General features: G+C 72.4%; 13 protein-coding genes. 5 read left to right on the plus strand and 8 right to left on the minus strand.

Annotation, left to right across the window (positions count from 1 at the left end; all coding sequences use genetic code 11):
* The first annotated feature begins 634 nt into the window (after positions 1-634).
* Both BMX65_RS34060 and BMX65_RS33130 read left to right on the plus strand, forming a co-directional pair.
* Complete coding sequence (locus BMX65_RS34060; RefSeq protein WP_275435260.1) at positions 635-763, plus strand: hypothetical protein; 129 nt, start codon at positions 635-637, stop codon at positions 761-763.
* 943 nt (positions 764-1,706) lie between these two features.
* Positions 1,707-1,844: a hypothetical protein gene (locus BMX65_RS33130; protein WP_162637706.1), complete on the plus strand. Its 138-nt coding sequence runs from the start codon at positions 1,707-1,709 to the stop codon at positions 1,842-1,844.
* Positions 1,845-1,949: 105 nt separating this feature from the next.
* On the opposite strand, the gene BMX65_RS30625 is transcribed toward BMX65_RS33130, so the two are convergent.
* Positions 1,950-2,501, minus strand: coding sequence for a hypothetical protein (locus BMX65_RS30625; RefSeq protein WP_075003615.1), 552 nt, complete (start codon positions 2,499-2,501; stop codon positions 1,950-1,952).
* 255 nt (positions 2,502-2,756) lie between these two features.
* Between BMX65_RS30625 and mobF the strand changes: the two genes are divergently transcribed.
* From mobF to BMX65_RS30640, 3 genes are all read left to right on the plus strand, one after another.
* Positions 2,757-7,829 carry a MobF family relaxase gene (gene mobF, locus BMX65_RS30630; RefSeq protein ID WP_075003616.1) on the plus strand — a complete coding sequence of 1,691 codons (5,073 nt, stop codon included), beginning with the start codon at positions 2,757-2,759 and terminating at the stop codon, positions 7,827-7,829.
* A 255-nt stretch (positions 7,830-8,084) separates the two neighbouring features.
* Entirely contained in the window at positions 8,085-8,642 is a 558-nt protein-coding gene (locus BMX65_RS30635) for a hypothetical protein (protein ID WP_075003617.1), read from the plus strand.
* Complete coding sequence (locus tag BMX65_RS30640) at positions 8,642-10,282, plus strand: zeta toxin family protein (protein ID WP_075003618.1); 1,641 nt, start codon at positions 8,642-8,644, stop codon at positions 10,280-10,282. Before BMX65_RS30635 ends, BMX65_RS30640 begins: the two co-directional genes overlap by 1 nt.
* 44 nt (positions 10,283-10,326) lie before the next feature.
* Here BMX65_RS30640 and BMX65_RS30645 read toward each other — a convergent pair whose 3' ends face one another.
* The 7 genes from BMX65_RS30645 to BMX65_RS30675 are packed head-to-tail and all read right to left on the minus strand — an operon-like array spanning position 10,327 to position 19,849.
* Positions 10,327-11,832, minus strand: coding sequence for a hypothetical protein (locus BMX65_RS30645; RefSeq protein WP_075003619.1), 1,506 nt, complete (start codon positions 11,830-11,832; stop codon positions 10,327-10,329).
* 34 nt (positions 11,833-11,866) lie between these two features.
* Positions 11,867-12,394, minus strand: coding sequence for a hypothetical protein (locus BMX65_RS30650; protein WP_239502317.1), 528 nt, complete (start codon positions 12,392-12,394; stop codon positions 11,867-11,869).
* Positions 12,387-14,123 (minus strand): type IV secretory system conjugative DNA transfer family protein, encoded by a 1,737-nt coding sequence (locus BMX65_RS30655; RefSeq protein ID WP_079172159.1) that lies wholly within the window; start codon positions 14,121-14,123, stop codon positions 12,387-12,389. Before BMX65_RS30655 ends, BMX65_RS30650 begins: the two co-directional genes overlap by 8 nt.
* Positions 14,123-15,676, minus strand: a complete 1,554-nt coding sequence (locus BMX65_RS30660) for a type VI secretion protein (RefSeq protein WP_075003620.1) — start codon at positions 15,674-15,676, stop codon at positions 14,123-14,125. Before BMX65_RS30660 ends, BMX65_RS30655 begins: the two co-directional genes overlap by 1 nt.
* The gene (locus tag BMX65_RS30665; RefSeq protein WP_075003621.1) at positions 15,676-17,205 is read right to left on the minus strand and encodes an SCO6880 family protein; all 1,530 of its coding nucleotides are present in this window, start codon (positions 17,203-17,205) and stop codon (positions 15,676-15,678) included. Before BMX65_RS30665 ends, BMX65_RS30660 begins: the two co-directional genes overlap by 1 nt.
* A 3-nt stretch (positions 17,206-17,208) precedes the next feature.
* Positions 17,209-19,098, minus strand: a complete 1,890-nt coding sequence (locus BMX65_RS30670) for a hypothetical protein (RefSeq protein WP_075003622.1) — start codon at positions 19,096-19,098, stop codon at positions 17,209-17,211.
* The gene (locus BMX65_RS30675; RefSeq protein WP_239502315.1) at positions 19,091-19,849 is read right to left on the minus strand and encodes a hypothetical protein; all 759 of its coding nucleotides are present in this window, start codon (positions 19,847-19,849) and stop codon (positions 19,091-19,093) included. Before BMX65_RS30675 ends, BMX65_RS30670 begins: the two co-directional genes overlap by 8 nt.
* Position 19,850 lies beyond the last annotated feature (1 nt).

Raw genomic sequence — 19,850 nt, forward strand, 5'->3', positions numbered from 1 at the left:
CCCACCGCAGCGCGGTCGGCTCGCGCCGGGCAGGGAAATCCACCTCGGGCCGCGTACAGAGCGAGTCCTGCCTTCCCGGCTCACGTGAAGGGAATGACAGGTATGAGCGACGCTCCCACCTGCACCGTCTGCGGCAGCAAGAAGATCAAGATCTTCGGCTTCAAGTGGGTCTGCCCGAGTCCGCACAAGCGGCAGGGCTAGTCCCCCGCACTGTTGGCCCCGGTGTCCGCCGAGTGCGGCGGACACCGGGGCCAACGCCACGACAGAGCCGCTGCCCGCCGGGACTGCTGACGGGCAGCGGCCTGCAGCGTTCTGCTCCTCGTTCCGCCATTGCGCAAAGTGCTGGTTCTCCCGGCTCCGCTGATGGCCCGTGTATCCGTACAGGGGGCACCCCGGCCCCCCGTTCGTCCTTCTTCTCTCGCTGGCGCCTCGGCGGTTCCGGCTGCCATGAGAGAGGGGACCCGCGGGTCCTGCCCGTCGCTCGCAGCCTGCCCCGCGGGCGGGGTGGCCGCAAACCAGAAGCGTGTTTGCCCCCACCCGGCCCCGGGGCTGATCGGCCGCGTCGGGCAGGGCCCACCACGGACCCCCTCCCTCAGTACGGAGGCACCGCCCGGCACCGTCGAAGGAGCACATCATGACGAAGCAGGGCGGCATCTGGACGGACGCCGGCGGTCACGAACCCCGGCCCGCACCTCCCCAGCCGGAACCCTCCCAGCCCGAATCCCCCCAGCCTCAGGAGACCGGTTCGCAGGGGGACGACTGAGTCCCGGCCTGAGCCGGTGGTCCCGGTACCGCCGCACCGGCGGCATCGGGACCAGCAGCCGGCGAAGACCGCAGCCACGCGCCGGACTTCCCGCCGGCACCGCGGGCGCACACGAGCTTCCCGTGCACTACTCCGTCCTACTCCGTCCCCTCCCACATCGGCGATGTGGAGGGCTGTCCAACACTCCGCAGCGACCTCTGCCCGCCGCTCGCAGCCTGCGCCGGGGTCGGGTGGCCGCAAACCAGAAGCGTGTTTGCCCCCACTCGACCCCGGCGCCTCACGGCCGCGGCGGGCAGAGGCCACCACGGAGCGCGCGAAGCGGTCCACCTCTCCCGACGGAGAGGACGATGATCATGAGCAAGGTGATCTGCATCGGTTGCAAGAAGCCACTCCACCCGGGTGCGCGCAACTGCCTCGACTGCGGAGGCAGGCCCAAGTCCTGACTGCCCGACCCGGGGCGAGCTTCGGACTCCTCCCGGTGCGACTGCCCCACCGTGACGCGGTGGGGCAGTCGTGCTGCTCCCGTACCGCTTCGCCCCACCGTTCGGTGCTCTCCCGTGGCCGCTGTGCGGTACGGCGGGCTGCCGACGTGCCGGGCGAGCACGGGCGAGCACCGCAGCCCGATCTCCGCCCGAGTCCATGGCGCCCTTTGCCGATGCGTCCTCGCCGACATGCTCCGCTGCTCGGCTGCGGCGACTCCTGCCTTCTGTGCCCCGCTCCTTGCCGACAGTGCGCCAGCGTCTCCGGCGTCTGTGAGGGGGGTCCGTGGAGGTCCCTGCCCGCCGCTTGCAGCCTGCCCCGGAGACGGGGTGGCCGCAAACCAAAGACGTGTTTGCCCCCACCCCGCCCCCGGGGCTGATCGGCTGCGCCGGGCAGGGCCCACCACGGACCCCCTCCCTCACGACGGAGGCACCGCCCGGCACCGTCGAAGGAGGAGTACGACATGGCTGACAAGAAGAAGCCCACCGCCGCTGACAAGGCCGAGCGGAGGGCGAAGGTCATCGAGAAGCGCGTCGACCGGATCGGGGACGCCGCGCTGAAGGGGAAGCGTCCCCTCTTCGGCAAGAAGGACAAGAGCTGAAGCACTCCGCCGGGTCACCGCGGAACAACCGGCCCTGGGGCCGCCGGAACATCGGCGGCCCCAGGGCCTTTCGCGTGTGAGGGCTGACGCCGCGAAGCGGGCCGGTCAGACAGGGTTCGCCGTCGGCACGTCCGGCACGTCCGGCGCGGGCACTCCGGGCGCAGCCGGGCCGGCCGGCCGGCCCGGCTCTTCCGGTGCACGCGGCGCGTGCTGGTCGGCAGACTGCTCTGCCGACGACCACCGCTCAACCGCCGGCTGCTCAGCCACCGCGGGCTCTTCGGCCGTCGCCGCCCGCCCGTCCGCCATCCGCCCGTCCGCCATCCGCTCGCCCGACTCCCGCTCCTCCGCCGCCCGCTCGTCCGCGCGGGAAGGGGCGGCGTGCTCCTCGTGCGTCGCGAGGTACTCCCGCATCTCGGCGGCGGTCAGTCCGAGGGCGGCGGCGGCGTCGCGGCGGCCGCCGAACGCGGTGACGGCTTCGGCGACGGCGGTGGCCACGTCGCGGCGGGCCTCCTCCAGCTTGGCCATGCGCTGGTCGTAGGCGGTGATCGAGGTGAGCTGGGCGGCCTGGCGCCGCTTGGCCTCCTCCAGCTCGCGCTTGTGTTGCTCGCGCAGCGCCTGGCGCCGTTGCTGGAAGCGTTCGTTGTGTCGTGACGTCATGTCCGCAGATGCTTCCGGACCACCTCGTCCGCCACAAGAGCCTCTGGTGTCCCATCACTGTCACAGACGCGGAAGTTGCCGATGGTGTGGTGAATCCTCGGCTCTGCCGAGGATTCACCACACCATCGGCAACTCAGAAATGGGCACACCTCTTGCTATTCGCCGTCGACTGCGGTGAACTGCAGTCATGGCCAGCCTGGTTACCGCCCTCGAGCCGCTGCGGAATGCGCCCGCGGCACGCTCCGGGAGGCGCCGGTGATCACGCTGCATCCGATATCGGCGGGCTCCGGAATCGACTACCTGATGCACACCGTCTCCGGCGACGACGTGGAGGTCGGACACAAGCAGTTGACCGCCCAGTGGGCCGAAGGCGGGGACACTCCCGGAGAGTGGATCGGCGCCGAGGCGGCAGCGATCGGACTGTCGGGAACGGTCACCCAGGAGGACGCCGACGCGATCTTCAAGGACGCCGTCGACCCGGTCGGCGGCAAACGGATGGGCCGCGCCTGGCCGCGCTACACACCCGCCGACGAACTGTTCGCGAAGTACCTGGCAGCCGAACCGAAGGCGAGCGAGGCGCGGCGTCAGCAACTGCAGGCCAAGGCCGACAAGGAGGGAAACCGTACGGCGCGGGCCGGCTGGGAGATGGTCCTCTCACCCGTCAAGAGCTTCTCCCTGCTGTGGGCCACGGCCGACGACGAGCAGCGCGCACGACTCGAGACCGTGGAGCGTGCGGCGTTCGAGAAGGTCTTCGCGCGCCTGGAGAAGGAGGTGTGCTGGACCCGGGTGGGACCGACGGCGGCGTCCCAGATCCAGGTCCCGGGGCGGGGTTTCATCGGGGCCGTCTTCTCCCACCGCAGCTCCCGCGCCGGGGATCCGGACTTCCACCGGCACCTGGAGATCAGCTCGAAAGTACGCACCGAGGACGGCCGATGGCTGGCCCTGGACGCCCGGCCGCTGCACGCCCGGCTGGTGGAGTTCTCCGAGCTGTACACCGCCGAGGTGGAGCGGGGAATGGCGGCGGAGTTCGGGGTCCTCGCGGACGTCCGGCAGAGCTCGCTGCGGCCCGCGCGGCGTCCGGTGCGGGAGTTCCTCGGGGTGGGCGAGAAGGTAGTCCGGCACTTCTCGCAGCGGCGCCGCAGCACCGAGACCGAGTTGGCCTCGATGACCCGTGACTTCGTGGCCCGTGAGGCACGTGAGCCCACCCGCGCGGAGGAGTACAAGCTGGCGCAGGCCGCCACGCTCAGCGTCCGGCCCGCCAAGCAGCCGAGCACCGTCGAGGAGGAGCGCGGCAGGTGGATCGCGCAGGCCCGGGAGCTGGGAATCCCGCACCCCGAGGACCTCCTGCGGCATGCGGCCGAGGTCTCCCGGGAGCAGACGGACACCGCTCCCGTGCCCGGCGTTCCGCTGGCCGGGATACCCGGAAGAGCGCTGCGCGTCCTGGAAGGACAGCGCGCCCAGTGGACCCGCTCCAACGCGGCCGCCGAGGTCTGCCGGCAGCTCGTGGAGACGGGCTGGCACGTACGGCTGGACGACGAGGCGTTCACACGGACGGTGGAACGAGCCACCGACGCACTGCTCGATCCGGACCTGTGTGCGCGCCTGGACGCCCCGGACGCGGTGGCGCTCCCGGAGCGCTTCCGGCGGGCGGACGGCGGCTCCGTGTTCGAGCCGGTCGCCACCGGTCAGGTCTTCACCTCGCACGGCCTCCTGGCCGCCGAACGGGACCTGGTGGAGGCCGCGACCCGGCCTGCCCCGGTGCGCACTCTGACCCCCGGACAGGTCGACGACGCCCTCGCCGCCGGGGACGAGGAGCGCGGATACCAGCCCAGCGCGGAGCAGCGGCAGGTCGTGCGGAACCTGCTGGGTTCCGATGTGCGCGTGAGCGCGGTCATCGGCCCGGCGGGCACGGGGAAGACCACCATCATGCGGCTGGTGCGCGAGGCCGCGGACGCCCACGGCCTTCCCGTGCTGGGGCTGGCGGGCGGCCAGGTGCAGGCCGACAACCTGGCCGAGGAAGCCGGCATCCGCGCGGAGAACATCGCCCGCTGGCGCTACATGAGCGAGCGGAACGGCGGAGCGCAGTGGTCGCTGCGGCCCGGGCAGATCGTCATCGTCGACGAGGCCGGCCAGGCACCCACTCCGGACCTGCACGCGCTGGCCGAACAGGTCGAAGCGGTGGGCGGACGGCTGCTGCTGGTGGGGGATCCCCGCCAGCTCGGTTCCCCCGGCGTGGGCGGCGCGCTCGCCCTCGTCGAGGCCGACGCGGGTGCGCAGTACCTGTCGGAGGTGCGCCGCTTCCGCGACGCCGGCAAGACCATCCGCCGCTGGGAGGTCGACGCCGCGGCGGCGCTCTCGCGCGGCGACGCGGACGCCTCCTTCGACGCCTATGCGCAGCGCGGCCGCATCGCGCACGGCGGTGCCGAAACCATGCTCGACGCCGTCTACACCGCTTGGCGGCAGGACGTCGGCGACGGACTGAAGTCGGTCATGATCGCCTCCAGCAACGCACTCGTTGCGCAGCTGAACGAGCGTGCGCGCAGCGACCTGGCGGCCCGCGGCGCGGTCGACACCGCTGCCGAGACCGCCCTGAGCGACGGCAACCGGGCAGGCGCCGGGGACCGGGTCGTCACCCGCGCCAACGACCGCCGGCTGCGCACCCACGACGGCCGCCAATGGGTGCGCAACGGCGACACCTGGACGGTCGAAGCAGTCGAGGACGGCGGCAGTCTCACCGCCGTCCACGACCGCACCGGGCGCCGCATCACCCTGCCGGGCAGCTATGTGTCCGAAGCGGTGGAGCTCGGCTATGCGGTCACCAAGGACCGCGCCCAGGGGCTCACGGTCGACACGGGGCACGCCCTGTTCGACAGCTCCATGGACCGCAACGGCGCCTATCCCGCACTCACCCGGGGACGCCTGGCCAACCACGCCTATCTGGTCACCTCCGAGCCCGCCGACCCCGAGACCGGCCGGCCCGGCCCGCGGCTCACGGCCCGCCAGGTGTGGCAGTCCGTGCTGCGCCGCGACGGCACCCAGCAGTCCGCCACGATGACCGCCCGCCGCAGCCAGGAAGCGGCCCGTTCGGTGCGTACGCACACGGCCAGGCTGGCCTTCGTGCTCGACCGGATCGCCGACGACCGGGCCCGCAGCGCCGTCACCGGGCTGCTCGGCGAGCGCGCCGCGCAGCAGTTGCTCTCCGCCCCCGCCTGGCCCGCGCTGCGCGCCCAACTGGGACGCTTCGCCGAGGACGGAATCGACACCGACCGGCTGCTGGAGACGACGTGGCACCAGCGGGGCTTCCTCGACAGCGACGGCCGGCCGGTGCGGGACATCGCCGCCGTCGTGCACGCCCGCAACGCCCGTGCCGTCGACCCGGACGAGGGGACTCCGCACGCCTTCCGGCGTGCGCAGGACGCGCCTCGCCCCGCTACGGCCCCGCAACTGCTCACGTCCGTTCCGGCCGTGAGCGGCGACCCGCTGCGGGCGCTCGGGCTGCTGCTGCCGGACGCCGGGCCGGGCGACGACGCGGAGACTGTCCGGGCCGCCCGGGACCTGGCCACGGCCGCACGGGAGCGTGCCGTCCAGCTCGGCGAGGCCGCCCAGACGGATGCCGAAGCCGAGCGAGGATGGGCCGCCGCATACGGCCCGCGCCCCGCGGACGCGCAGGAGGCACAGGCGTGGCAGGAGCAGCTCACCGCGGCGGCTGTCTACCGCGACCTGGCCGGACACGACGGCCCCGCCCCCACCGGACCCGCCCCCTCCGCCGAGGGCATGGACGCCGCCCTGCGCGGTGTGTGGCGCGCCGCCCAGCCGCCGCTCGCCACCACCCCGGAAGTAGAGGAACTGGCCGCCCTGCCCCCGGCGTGGCTCGAGGCGATCGGCCCGCGCCCGAGCGCCGGTGACGAGGCCCGGGGACGCTGGGACCGGGCCGCTTCCGCAGCTCTGGCCTACCGCGAACTGTGGGAGTTCGGCCACGAGGAGGTGGCCCTGGGGCAGCGTCCGGCCGACCCCGTCGCCGCCGCCGACTACGACGCCGCGGCTGCCGCGATCGCCGACTGCCGGGCCGGTTCGGGCACCGCGGTCCCGTCGCAGCAGTCGGGCGGGACGGACGACGACGCGCTGCGCCGGGCAGACCACCGCGGACGGCACGGTGCCGACCGGGTGCAGCGGGTGGAAGAGGCCCTCGCCGTGCTCCACCGTGCGGAGACGGCGCGGGACGCGGCCCGGCAGGAGGCACTCGACGCCGGCAACCGCGGCCAGGCGCTGCGCGACGCGGACACCCCCGCACGCCAGGAGCGGGCCCGTCAGCTGGCCGAGCAGGCATCCCGGGCACAGGAGAAGGCCGCCGCCCAGGAGCGGCTGATCGCCGAGGCGCGGGAGACCCTCACCGAGCTCGCGCCCGGTCTGCTCGAGGACCGCGCGCGCGTCCGCCGGGGTTCCGACGCCCGCCGGGAGCTGGCCCGCCGCATCCTGCGAGGCACCCCGGAGACCGAACAGCCCGCCGCGGACCCCGCCGCGGACCCCGCCGTGCCCCCCTGGCAGGAGCGGCCCCACGGGCGGCTCACCGACACCCAGTTGCGCGAGGCGCACCGGCGGGCCATCGATGCCGCCGGGGCCGCCGACAGCAGCGCCGACGAGCAGCAGACACGGGCTCAGCGGCTGGCCGCCGAGGCGGTACCCGGCGGCCGGATCGAGCAGCGTGTCTCGGCCCAGGCGGCCCGCGTCGAGGCCATCACCCGATGGCGCGACGCCCGACGGCAGGCCGCAGCCACCCGCACACAGGCCGTGGAGAACACCGCCCACCGCCAGGAGACGGCCGCCCGGCTGGCGGCGACGCAGCGCATGGGCCTGCCCGCGGTGCGCGGAGCGGAACGACGCGCTCTCGAGGAGCACCTGCGCCGCCTGGAAGAGCAGGCGGCCCGCCTCGCCGAGGAGCTCGCCCGGACCGAACGGCACCGCGATCAGGCTGCCGTCACGGCCGGGGAACCCACCCGCCACGAACAGTTCCTCGACGACTGGCAGCAAGCGGGAGGCGCCTTCGACGCCGCTCTCGCCCGGGCGCGGACGACTGCGGGCGAGGACGCGCAGGCCGCCGCGGCAGAGGCCGGGCGCATGCGCGACCGCTCCCGGCAGCTCCGGGAGACGGCCGCCGCGCTCCGGCACGAGGCGAGCGTGCGCGCCACCCTTCCCGACGACAGGCGCGCCGCCGAACAGGCCGCCCGGGCCCAGCAGCCCCGTCCGCCGCAGCAGCGCCCCGCTCCGCCCGCGACACCCCAGCAGCGCCCGGATCCGCCACGCCGCGACGGACCGAGCCGTGCGAGATGACACCGCGACGGCCCGGCCGGGATGCCGGTGCGGCCCCCCGTGCTGCCGATGCCGAGCCGCCGCCCCGCCGCCCACGCCCCGCCCACGCCGCGCCCGTGGCAGGACGGGGCGCCGGACCGGGCGCCGGACGGATTGTTGTGACGAAGTCGGAGCCGAACTGCCGCTGTACAGAGGTCAGTTCAGCGATCCGCGACCGGCGCGGATCACTAGGCTGAGGCCGCCGGAACCAACACCGGCTCAGCACGGAGGAGTGGCGTGACTGCGATATCTGACTCACTACTCGACGAGATCCGGCCGGGTGCCTGGGACGAGCTGGCGGCGGGTGCCTTCGACACCCTCCTGGCGTCGATGGACCGGGCCCAGGAGGTCTGTGCCGCCCGGATGGCGCACGCGGGCTCCCCGGCCGGCGCGGACGAGCGGGAACACGCGCGCTGGCTGGGCGTCAGCCGCCGTATCAGCGGCTGGCGTACGGCGATCCGTCCCGACAACCACGACACCGTCGAGGCGGCGCGTGCCTACTGCGCCCAGATCGTCGACGACTACGCCACGGTGCGCCCCCTGCACGAGGCCGTGGCCGACGGCAGGGCCCTGGCGCTGACCCCGGACGGTGCGGCGGTCTCGTTCGAAGGCCGCTGGTGGGTGGCCAGGGACGACCGTTACCTCCCGCTCGATCCCGAGGACGCCGGGCAGGCCGCTCTGGTGGGCGTGTTGGAGCGGCACGCGGCCGAGCTGGACCGGCTGGCGCAGGTGCGGGCGGAGGCGGAAGAGATCGCGCCGGTGCGGCCGGGTGACAGCGGGAACGGGGAGCGATAGTGGCAGGCGAAGACAGCGGGCAGGCCAGGAACTTCATCACCCTCGAGGACCAAACCCATCTGCTGGCACAGCTGTGGCGGAGCCCGGAGAGGGTGCCCGAGGTCCTGGGGGTCCTCACCCCCGACCACTTCACCGCCCCCGGCTACGAGGACTTCTTCCGGGCTTTGACGGAGACCCACTCCGGCCCTGTCCCCGAAGACGGCCCGGAGAGGGAAGCCTGGAGACGGCAGCGCTGGCAGGAAGTGAACGAAGACCTGCAAGGGGCCGCCATTGGCAGATCCGACCTGGATGATGTGGCCAGCGTCCGGAACCTGCGCCCGCTCGAAACCTGCGTCCAGGGACTCCTCGCGCAGGGCGAGGTGCGCTCGGCCGTCAGGGAGTACAACGCGCCCACCGGGCCGGGCCCGTCCCTGGAGAGGGCGGGACAAGCTGTCGACGGGGCGCTGCCGCCGCAGCCCTCATACCCCCCGCCGCCGGTCGAACCGCCCGCCCAGCCGGTCGTGGTCGTCGTCGCCGGGGCCGAGGGCACCGGCGCCGGCGCGCTCACCGCCGACGTCACCAGGCAGCTGACCCGCCGCGGCCCCGTCGTCGAGCTCGGCGGCGGGTACCCGCCTTCCCATCCCGCCTACGAGGCGGCCGAGGAGGTCGGGCTCAGGCCGGAGGCCCGGCACCTGGCGGCAGCCCAGTACGCCATCGACCAGCGGGCCAACACCGTCCTGCGCACGGACGCCCGCGATCCGCAGGCGCTGGCCCAGGACATGATGCGCTTCCAGCAGGCCGGCTACCGGATCGAGTTCGCGGCGGTGACCACACCGGAGCCCCTACGCCGGCTCAACGCCCTCGACGCACAGCTGAGCGACCGCCGCACCGCGCGGCTCCCCTTCACCCTCCCACCGGACCGGCTGGCCGAGAGCGCCAACCGCGCCGCGGCGATGGGCGCGAGGGTGTGGGTCTTCCGGCCGGACGGCACGCCGGTGGACTCGCCCGGGCTCGCAGCCGGCAGGCAGACGCCGGGGCAGGTGATCGAGGCCGAGCGCGAGCGCGGCCTGACCGGCGAGATGTCGCTGCGGGCCGCGGCGAAGGCCGCCCGGATCGCCGCCAGGACCACCGACTGGGCCCACCAGGCAGCGGCCCGGCAGGCCGCCACGGAGGCCGGCCGGGCGGTCGGCCAGAACTGGGAGTGGGCCATCGACGCCGCTGTCGGCCTCCCCGACCGGCCCCAGGGGCCGCGCTGGGGCGCGGGCCGCCGGGCCCGCGCCGCCGGGCCGCTGGCCGCCCGCACCGACGTTGAACTGGGAGAGCTGCTGGAGAGCACCCTGCACCGCTACCGCAACGCGGACCAGAAGGCGCTCCAGGACTACGCCCGCGGCAAGGAGCTCCAGGACCGGGGCAGGCCGGGGGCGCAGGCATTCTTCGACAGCTCTCAGGCCGCCAGGGAAACCGCCGACGACTACCGGGACACCGCGGTCGGCATCCTGGGCGAGGAACGCCGCCGCTCCACCCTCTCCCCTCGCCAGCGCCAGGCCGAACTCCAAGCGGTCCAGCAGCGCATGGCCCGGGTGAAGCCGCCGGCGGAGCCCCCGCGTACCGCCATCGGATACGCCCAGCCCGCCCGCCCCCGCGTGGCTGCCCGGCGGTGAACCGGGTGCCGGATGCGGGCGGGCGCCCGCATCCGGCACCGCCGTCACGCTCTGACGGACGCCCTGCGTGCCGTGGGCTGCGGCTGCGGCTGCGTCCGCACCGGCGCCTGCGCTCGGGCCTGCGCCTGCCGGGCGGACTGCTCGGTCACGGCGGTCCGGTTCTTCGCCGGGTCGTTCGGAAGGAGCGACGCGGGAATCTTGGCCATCTGCGCGGCGTGGCTCATCGCGCCCTCCGCCACCGCCTGGAGCTTGGCCTTGTCCGCCGCCGAGAAGGAACCCTCGGCCTGAGCCTTCAAGAGCGCCTGCGCGGCCCTGCCGAACGCCGCCGTCTTCTCGGCGGCCCCCCACCGGTCGTAGGTCCCCAGTTTTCTGTCCTTCTCGGTGGGAGGGTTCGGAAGGTTCTGCCAGGCGTCGCGCAGAGCCTTGACGTGCTCGTTCCGGCTGGAGAGCAGCTCCTGGCCCATGGCGCTCTTCTGCCAGGCGAGGAGCCGGCCTGCCAGCCTCAGGTTTCCGTCCTGTGCCTCTGCGACGGAGACATAGGCGCGGGCGTTGGTGTCGACCCCCGCCGGCGAGGTGCCCGCGAGCCGCTTCATGTGGTGGAACCCGGCGTCGATCACCGAGTCCAGCGTGGCGACGTCCTTCGCCGAGAAGCTGCCCAGCTTGCCCATGCGGATTTCCTCCCTGACCGCGTGAGCGCTCCGCACGAGCTCGCCGAACCGTATCGCCGCATCCCGCGGGCCCTCTCGCAAGCTGTCGGAGGGCAGGTTCGCCCACGCTTTCCTCATGCGGACGAGCGCCGGTGTTTTCATCCTTCCGAGACGCCGGCCCAGCGTGGACCGGTCGGCCCACATCTTGAGCCCCTGGCGGACGTCGCGGGAGGCCGAGGCGGCCTGCGCGCGTCCCGCCTCGCCCAGTCCGTATCCCAGATCGGGGCGGCGCATCCCGCGAATCTCCCGGTCCACCGCGGATGCCTCGGGGGTGGGCAGGTTCGTGCGGGACAGCTTCCCCAGCTCGGCGCTGCGCTCGGCAGCGGTCCGGCTCAGTTCCCGCAGCGCGGCGACGGCGGGAGCCGTCTCCCTGCGTCCCTCACGCTCCAGCTGGCCGGCCAGTTCACCGGCGAGACGGGCGTAGGCATTGGTGGACTGCTGCGCGATGTCCGTCCACAGCCGCTTCCAGTGCGCGTTCGGTACGACATGCTTGCGCCAGACCCGGTCGCCGGTGAAGGCCCAGACCGAACGCCGCATCCTGGCGGTGGCCTTGCGCGTGTCCTGCAACTGCTCCCAGAGCGGGTTGCCGGTCGCGCCCAGGACGGCGGAGTGCCTCTCCAGGGCGCGCAGGGCAGCCGCCACGTCGTGCCCGTCGGAGGTCCCGGTTCCCGCGGGGGCAGGGGGCGCGGGCACTTCGCCGGCACGCAGCCACGTGCTGCGCAGCTCCTGATAGGTCCGGCGCAGTTCTCCACTGTGCCGGCGCATGGGGTGCGGGAGGCTGTTCAGCGCCAGACGCAGGGTGTCGTTGCGCTCCGGGACGGCTGCCACTGTCTGCTCCGTCATTCACGTTCTCCTCGATGGGTGCGGTGACGGGCGGCTAAATGTCGGTGGCCTGCCGCAGCGCCTCCGCCTCCGCGGGATGCGCGGACTCGGCGGTCCCGAACTCGGACACGGTCAGGTAGTCCTCGAACTCCTCCTGCGCCTCAGGCCGGACGGCCGGGCGCGGCGGCGCCTCGTGGTGGGTGCCGTTGGCGCAGCTGGCCACCTGCAGGCGCGGCAGGAAACCGTGCAGGGTGGACAGCCACTCCGCCTCGGCCAGGTCCCGGCCGGGCGCCGGCTGGCAGTAGGTGCGCACCCAGCCCGCGTACAGCGCTGTCAGATGCTCGCGCACCGGAGGGTGCCGGTACCAGCACTGGGGGATCTGGTTGTGCAGCTCGAAGGTGGTGCGCAGCCACTGAACCCACTCGGCCAGCTCCCGCATCTTGGCGCGGCGCTCGGCCGGCGTCATGGCCGACCACACCCAGCCGTAGGCGGCGGACTCCTCCTCCAGCTCCGGCAGCTCCGGCCACAGCGAGCCCGGGTCTTCCAAGCCGCCCTCCATACCTTCCAGCGTGTACTCAGACATCAGCGGCCTCCATTGGGGTCGTGCCGATCGGTGGGTTCTTCGCCAGGGAGATCCCGGCCGGCCCGGGGGCGGCCAGGAGCTTTTTCAGGTCCTTGTCGCGGAACGTCAGCCGCATCCGCACCTTGACCGGCGGCAGGTTGGTGTACTGCGCGATCGCGGTGAACTCGGGGAGCTGCTGCAGCGCGTGCACGGGGGCCAGGTCGGTCTCCACGACCGACACCTGCGTCGAGTGGTCCCCGCCGCGCCCCCGGGTGGTCGACTCCCGCCGCACCTCGGTGCGGCCGTACAGCCCCGAGAAGTACCGCAGCGTCTCCAGGTCGCCGCAGCCGGGCAGCAGCATGCGCATGCCCGAGGCCGACAGCACCGTGTTGGCCTTCTGCTGCCCGAGCCGGTCCCGGAGCTGGGACAGGTCGTGCCACACGGTCAGCAGACTGATGCCCATGCCGCGCCCGGTGGTGAGGATGTTCGGCAGCCGCGGGTAGCGCAGCATGTTGCCCGCCTCGTCGACCATCACCCCCAGCGCCGGATCGAGCGGGACGCCGGTGCTGTTGTACCGGGTCTCGGCGCCGTGGATGACCGAGGCCACCAGCGAGGTCAGCAGCGGTGCGAAGCGCTCCGCGTCGGCCTCGGAGGCGATCAGGCAGACGGTGCCGTTGCGGTCCAGCAGCTCCTCGACGGTGAAGTCGGTTCGCGAGCTGGTCTCGCGCACCTCCTCGTCGGCGTAGACCCGGGCCAGGACATTCAGCGTGAACTGGATCGAGCCGATGCCGTCCTCGTGCAGCCGCAGCCACGGAGAGGCGTAGTCGTCGGCCGTCTCCTGGTAGTCGTGGGCCAGCAGCACGGCGCGCACATGGTCGACCGCGTCCTTGCCCAGCGACAGCCAGCGGCGCATGTCGTTGACACCGCCCCCGTTGAGCTGAGCCGCCAGCAGCACGCCCTTGAGGACGTTGCGGGCCTGGTCGACCCAGGGAGCGGCCCGCTTGTCGTCACCGGAGGCGGATGCCTCGGCCATCCAGGCCGCCATACGCTCGGCGGACTTGGCGTCGGTGCAGTAGTCGACCGGCGACCAGTGGTGCGTCTCGCGGCCCGGAATCCCGGCCGGAGCGATCACCCACACCGGTCCCAGCGCCCGCCGGCGGGCGTAGATGACATCGAGGTCGGCCGCCTTGGTGGTGGTGACCACCAGCGGGCCCTGCCACTCGGCCGCGTTCGGCAGCACCAGCCCGGTCGTCTTGCTGCTGCCGGGCACGCCGAACACGGTGGCGGAGATGTTCGGCTGCGTGGCCAGGATCTTCTTCGTCTGCACTCCCCGGCCCGCGCTCAGCCGGCCCGCCCGCTGCGGCGGACCCGCCGGAGCCGCCAGCCTCCGCTCGGTCTTCGCCCCGCCCCACTGGGCACCGCCGGTGCGGCCGCCGAACCGCACCACGGAAGCGACCTTCACCACCACCGTCACCAGCACGGCCACCAGCAGCGCGACCAGGGAGTAGAAGAGCCAGGCCGGAGGCGCCGGGCTGAAGACGGACCCGGGACCGCGGACCAGAGCGCCCGTCACCGTGCCGGGAACAGCCGAGGTGCTCCTCGCCCACCCCCTCCCCGACAGCAGCGAGGCCAGCGGCCCGGCCAGCAGCACCGCACCGCCCACCACGGCGGCGACCCCCGCCGCGTAGGCCGCCACAACCGTGCCGTCGGACACCCCTCCCGCCGACCCCGAACCCCCGCGCCGGGACATCACATCACCATCCGCTCGTCCGTCTCGAAGAGCTTCTGCTCGATGTGGGAGAGCATCAGCTGCACCGCGTGCCCACCCCCGCGGCCCACCTTCCACAGCGCCCGGCCCCGCTGCCCCGCCCCCCAGGAGGCGATCAGATCGCACTCGGCGTCCGTCAGACCGATCGCCTCCCGGGTGAGGTTGAGAGGAGCGGTGTCCTGCGCGAGCTGAATACGCGTCTCGCAGCTGGCGATCAGGTCCCTGGCGATGGCGACCGCCTCCGAGTCGGCCGCACCGACCGCCTCGAAGTCCGACAGCCGGTGGGTGGCCAGTACCTGGATCGTGCCCGTCGCCCGGCTCAGCCGCAGGTCGGCGTCGATCTTGCGCACCATGGCCGTGCCTCCGCTGCGCATCTGGCGCCACAGCTCGTCGCGGACCACCAGCCACGGGCGGGAACCCGGCCGGTCGATCGCGCTCTGGGCCCAGGAGGAGACGCAGGTGAGCACCATGGCGATCGTGTCGTCCCCGTACGACTCCAGCGCCGAGACGTCCACGGACTGGATCGGGGCGTCCCAGTCCAGACCGATCGAGGTCTCCTTGTCGAACAGCCCCGCCAGATGACCGGTGATCATCCCGCCGAGGGCCGCGCGCAGCGACGCCATCTGCTCGCGCGCGAGCTGCACATCATTCCCCCGCACCCGCATCTCCCGGGCCATCTCGCCGGTGGGGTCCCTGAGCTTCTCGTAGACCAGCGGAAGGGTCGGGATGCGCAGCCGGTCCTGGCCGTACAACTCCCCGGTCACCTCCCGGACGGCCACATCCAGGCACTCCTCCTCCTGCGGCGCCAGATTCCGCCGCAGCTGAAGCTCCAGCAGGGCCTGGAGCAGGGTCAGGCGCCGCCGGTGGATCTCCTGGAGCCGCGCCTTGTACTCCTCCCGGTCGGTGATGCCGTCCAGCTCGTACCCCAGCGGGCCCGCGTCCAGCGGATTGAGCCGCCCCGGCAGCCCGGGGCCGAGCCGGACGGGAGCGACCCCCAGGTGCTCGCACAGCGTCCGGTACTCGCCCTTGACGTCTCCGGCGATCAACGTGCGGTGCCCGAGCGCCATCATGCGGAATGCCAGCGCCTTGATGTGCGCGCTCTTCCCGGACCCCGGAATTCCCGTGATCATCACATTGGGATTGGTGCAGAGGCCCTCCTTCACCCAGGCGGTCGGATGAGCACTGAAAGCCTGCTGCGTGAGGGTGTTCCAACCGATGTACACCCCGATGGACGGCAGCGACGCGCCGTGCAGAAACGGATAGATCCCACTGGCCCGCGCAGTGTCGGCCCGAAAGACATCCGCCCTGTTGAAAGAAGCCGTACGACCCGCCAACGGCTGGTTCCAGCCCCGGCGAGGAGCCACCCGCATCGCCGCATCCGGATCCTCCAGCAACCGCGACCGGCGCTGCTCACGGGCACTCAACTGCGGTGCAGGCACCACCGGCTCGGCAGGATCGAACAACTCCGCCAGCGGCCTCGCCTTCAGCACACTGTCATCGCCCCCCGACCCGCGGGAGAAGAACGGAAAGCGCATCAGATCCCCACCCGCCTGTCCGGCAGACCATGACCCAGCGGAAGCGCCGAGGCGGCGAACGCATCGTCCTGCGCACCCCACACCCGCCGCAGTTCCAGACCCGCCGCCGACGCGTCCGCCTGCAGATCCGCACACGCGATCTCGAGCTGCTCCGGATCCATGACCGTGACCGCCACCAGCGCCGTCAACCGCAGCACACCATGGCCGGCCGCACGGGCGACGTCCTGCGACCGCGCGGTGATCGCCTCCCGACGCTCGTCCTCGCTCTCCGCACGGCCGGTCTTGGCCCGCAGCCCGCGGGCCGCCTCCCGCTTCGTCCTCTCCCGCGCGAGCTCCTTGCGCGCCTTGCCCGGACCGATCGGCTCATAGACGAGCGACAGCGAACGCCGGGCATTCGAACGAGGCTTGAGAAGCGGCTGCAGGAACGTGGCATACACCTCGCTCTGCGGAAACCCGCGCACCTGATAGCTGACCGTCCAGGCCCCGTCGTGCCGGTAGACACCCCACTGGGTCTCCGCCGCCGCCGGACCGGCCACCCCCGGATCCACCCCGCGCGGAGTACCCCGCCAGCCGGGAACGGTGGCCGCCGCGTCGTTGCGCTCGGCCAGCATCACGTGAGCTTCCGGATCGTAGGCCGTCCGGATCGCCTGCGCCACGCCGCGGGGGTCGAGCCACTCCGTGACCTGCAGCCCGGCGCTGCTCAACGCCGGCTGCAGAGCGTTCAGCTCCCGCACGAGCACCGCGGCCGCCCCCCGCTGACCGCCGCCGGACCCCCGGATGGCCAGCCGGGCACGGAAAGCCGACAGCGTCACGGACAGGTAGGTCTCCCGGATGGTCGCCGCCGGCCCGGCACCCGCCATCAACTGATCGAGGGCCTCGACCGCCGGGACCGGCGCCTCCTCGGCGATGTGCCGCTCCGTCCACGAACGCAGGGCCGCCCCGTCGTCCGGCAGGGAACGCTGGTGGACGGCGATCCTGGTGATCATCCCGTCCTCCTTGCACTGGCTGCGCAGCACAGCCGCCCAGGCACTCACCCTGGCGTTCTGCCGCTCCGTGTCGATCAGCGCCAGACCCGGGTGGGAGACCCGGCACACGGCCGTGTAGGTGTTGTCGACGGGGTTGTGCATGATGCCCAGCTGCCCCCCCATGCCGTCGGGAGCGTCCAGCAGATGCAGACGGGTCAGAGCCCCCGGCAGGTCCATCGGCTGCTGCCCGTCCTTGGTGCGCGGTGCGAAGAGTCCCGAGAAGAACAGGTTTCTGCTGGTGGCCACGGCGATCTGATGCCTTACTGCGAGAACGATCCACTGGTCCGCCGTGAGCCCCAGCACGCGTCCGTACGCGAGCAGCAGGAGCACGGCCGCCAACGGGAGGGCGATGAACGCGCCGGAGAGGGACCGGATGTACAGCGGGACCAGCGCGATGACCGAGGCGGCCGCCACCAGCACGAAGCCCGTCCCGCTGAGATTGCCGATGAACCCGCTGCGCTCCGACTGCCAGCCGCTGTAGGTGGTGGGCTCGACTGCCGTCACGGATCAGCTCCCTTCGGAAGGGGGTTCTGGCGGCGGCGGCGCCGGTGCGGACGGTGGCGGAGCGGGCGGCGGCGAAGGTGGCGGCGAAGGCGGTTCGGCCTCGGAGGACGGGGACTGCTGCGGTGCCGGAGGACCACCCGGTGCCGGAGCACCGTCCGGTGCCGGAGCCTCCTCCGCCGCATGGCCTCCCCGCCGCGGGACGACGACGTTGCGCCCGCCCTGGGCGGCGTGGTCGAGCCCCGCATGGGCGGCGGTGTTCTGCGCGGAGCTCTCGAGCATGTCCTTGCCGAGGGCAGCCAGCTGAAGCCCCATGCCGACGGTTCCACCGACCTTGGACCCGAAGCTGCCGCCCTTGCGGCCCATCATCGCCTTCGACCAGAAGCCGCCACCGCCACCACCCCCACCACTGCCACCGCCGCCTCCGGAACCTCCGGAGGATCCGGCGTTGTCGGCCTCGAGAGCCTTGGTGTAGCCACCGCCCCCGCCGACCATGCCCGCGCCGCTCATGGCCGGATTGTGGCCGCCGAAGCTGCTGGAGACCGAGGAGCCGATCGAGCTGAGCATGCCGGACGCCGTGCTGCTCCCTGCGCCGACGGTGGTGAACGTCATGAACTTCGCGAGCGTGGGCCAGGCGAAGCACGAGAGCACAAAGATGATCAGACCGACGATGACGTTGCGCACCCCCTCGGCATGGCTCATCGCCGAGAAGCCGATGCTGAAGCAGATGACGATCACCGGCTTCATCAGGATCAGCGAGATCAGCGCGTTGCGGGCCTTGGGCCACCACTCGGTCGACGCGTCGGACAGCTGCCCCGCCAGGGCGAGCGGCATCACGGTGACCAGGATCATGATCCCCGCCTGGCGGACGAGCATCTCCACCCACAGCGCGCCGATCGCCAGGATGCACAGGATGCTGATCACGATGACGAAGCCGACCGCGCTGGAGGCGACCCCGCTGCCGGTGATCAGAGCAGTGCCCGCCGTGGCGGCACCACTACCGCTCACCAGCCCCGCGAACATGCTGCCCAGTTGCTCCTTCATGGCATCCGAGGCGTCGTCCGAGGTGCCCTGTCCGCCGTTGAAGCTGTAGTTGATCAGGGCGGTGCTGAAGGTGTCCGACCAGTTGAGGGCGACCTGGGTGGCCGTCACATAGACCCCGAGGATCACACCCCATTTGGCCAGCCCCGTGATCGCGGTGACCAGCGGGGCGCCCTTCTGGGAGATCGCCAGCTTCCCGAACTGGATGAGCAGCAGGAAGGTCGCCACCAGCGCTGACACCCCGGTCATGATGCCCATGACCGGACCGATGCCGGTCTTGGACAGAGTGATGGTGGAGATGCTGTTGAAGGCGTCGGCGAACTGCTTGAGCAGCCAGACGACGGAATTCCCCAGCCCGGCAGCGGCCTCTTCGAGCGCGCCGGCCGCGGCATCGGAGATCTTCCCGGCCACCCAGTCGAGCGGGGTCTTGGCCGGCGGCGTGAACTCGTAGGACGCCCGGTTCTGGCACTCCTGGAAGGACCTCTTCTTCTTCTTGACGCAGTTGGTCAGATATTTCTTGATCTTTTCGTAGTTGTGCTGATTGTGGTCGGCCTTCTCCAGCCACCTCTCGAGGTGGGTCACCTCGGCCCGGTGCGCCTCCTCGGGATCGCTGGATCCCTCCCCGATGCAGAGCGTCCCGGGCATCTCGCAGTCGCGCGGCGGGCGGCAGTTCCGGTCGATGTCCACATCGCAGTACTCGCCGGTCGTCGTACTGATACCGGGTCGGCCTGCGGCGATCTTCTCGGGGATGGGGTCCGGCGGCTTGGCACCGGCATAGGCGGGTGCCCCGAGCGTCAGGCAGACGAAGACGACGGCTGCCAGCACCGTGCCGCACCGGGCAAGTGCTCTAATCACCGGTGACCTCCCGCCAGCCGTCCTGGAACGCGTAGGTGCCGTGGGGGTCGTAGCTGCGTGGTGCGGTCGACTTCCGCACCCACTTCGCCGCTTCCGTGACCTTCCAGTCGCCTTGCTCCCAGGTCAGGATCAGGTTGTCGACCTCGTCCCTGAGCGGCTCGGGGTCGGTTCCCTTGTCAGGGGAGGTGCCGTAGCGGTCGAAGACCATCCACACCTGGATCACCTCGCCCCGGCTGTCGAGGCTCCGGATCAGGGCGGCCTTGACGTCGGTCGTGAAGGTGATGCCGTTCGGAGGGCCACCGGAAGGCGGCAGCCCCACCCCTTCGCGTACTTTCCGCACCTCGGACACGCCGTTGCGCACGGCCGGATCCGCAGGACTCGCGGCGATGGTCCGCAACTGCCGCTCGGCGGCCTGGTCGTCGACCAGGCTCAGATCCTGCCAATAGGAGACGGCCGCTGAGGTGGCGCCGCGCGCGGAATGCGGGAAGCCCGTGCCGATCCCGTTCTCGGCGGAATCCGGCTTCAGCAGCCGCACCGGCGGCGCCGTGGCCGGGGTGTACTTCGTGTACGTGCCCTTGCCGGGAGCCGGGGAGGCGGAGGCGGCGCGGTCCGAGGCGGGCTTCGCGCGACGCGGGGACGAGTCGCTGACACTGACGGCCAGCAGACCGCCGGCGACCAGGGCAGCGGTTGCGGCAGTTCCCATCATGATGAGACGCAGCCGAGCGCGCCGCGCCTTGGTCCGGTAGTCCATC

The organism is Streptomyces qinglanensis, assembly GCF_900111245.1.
Lineage (GTDB): Bacteria > Actinomycetota > Actinomycetes > Streptomycetales > Streptomycetaceae > Streptomyces > Streptomyces qinglanensis.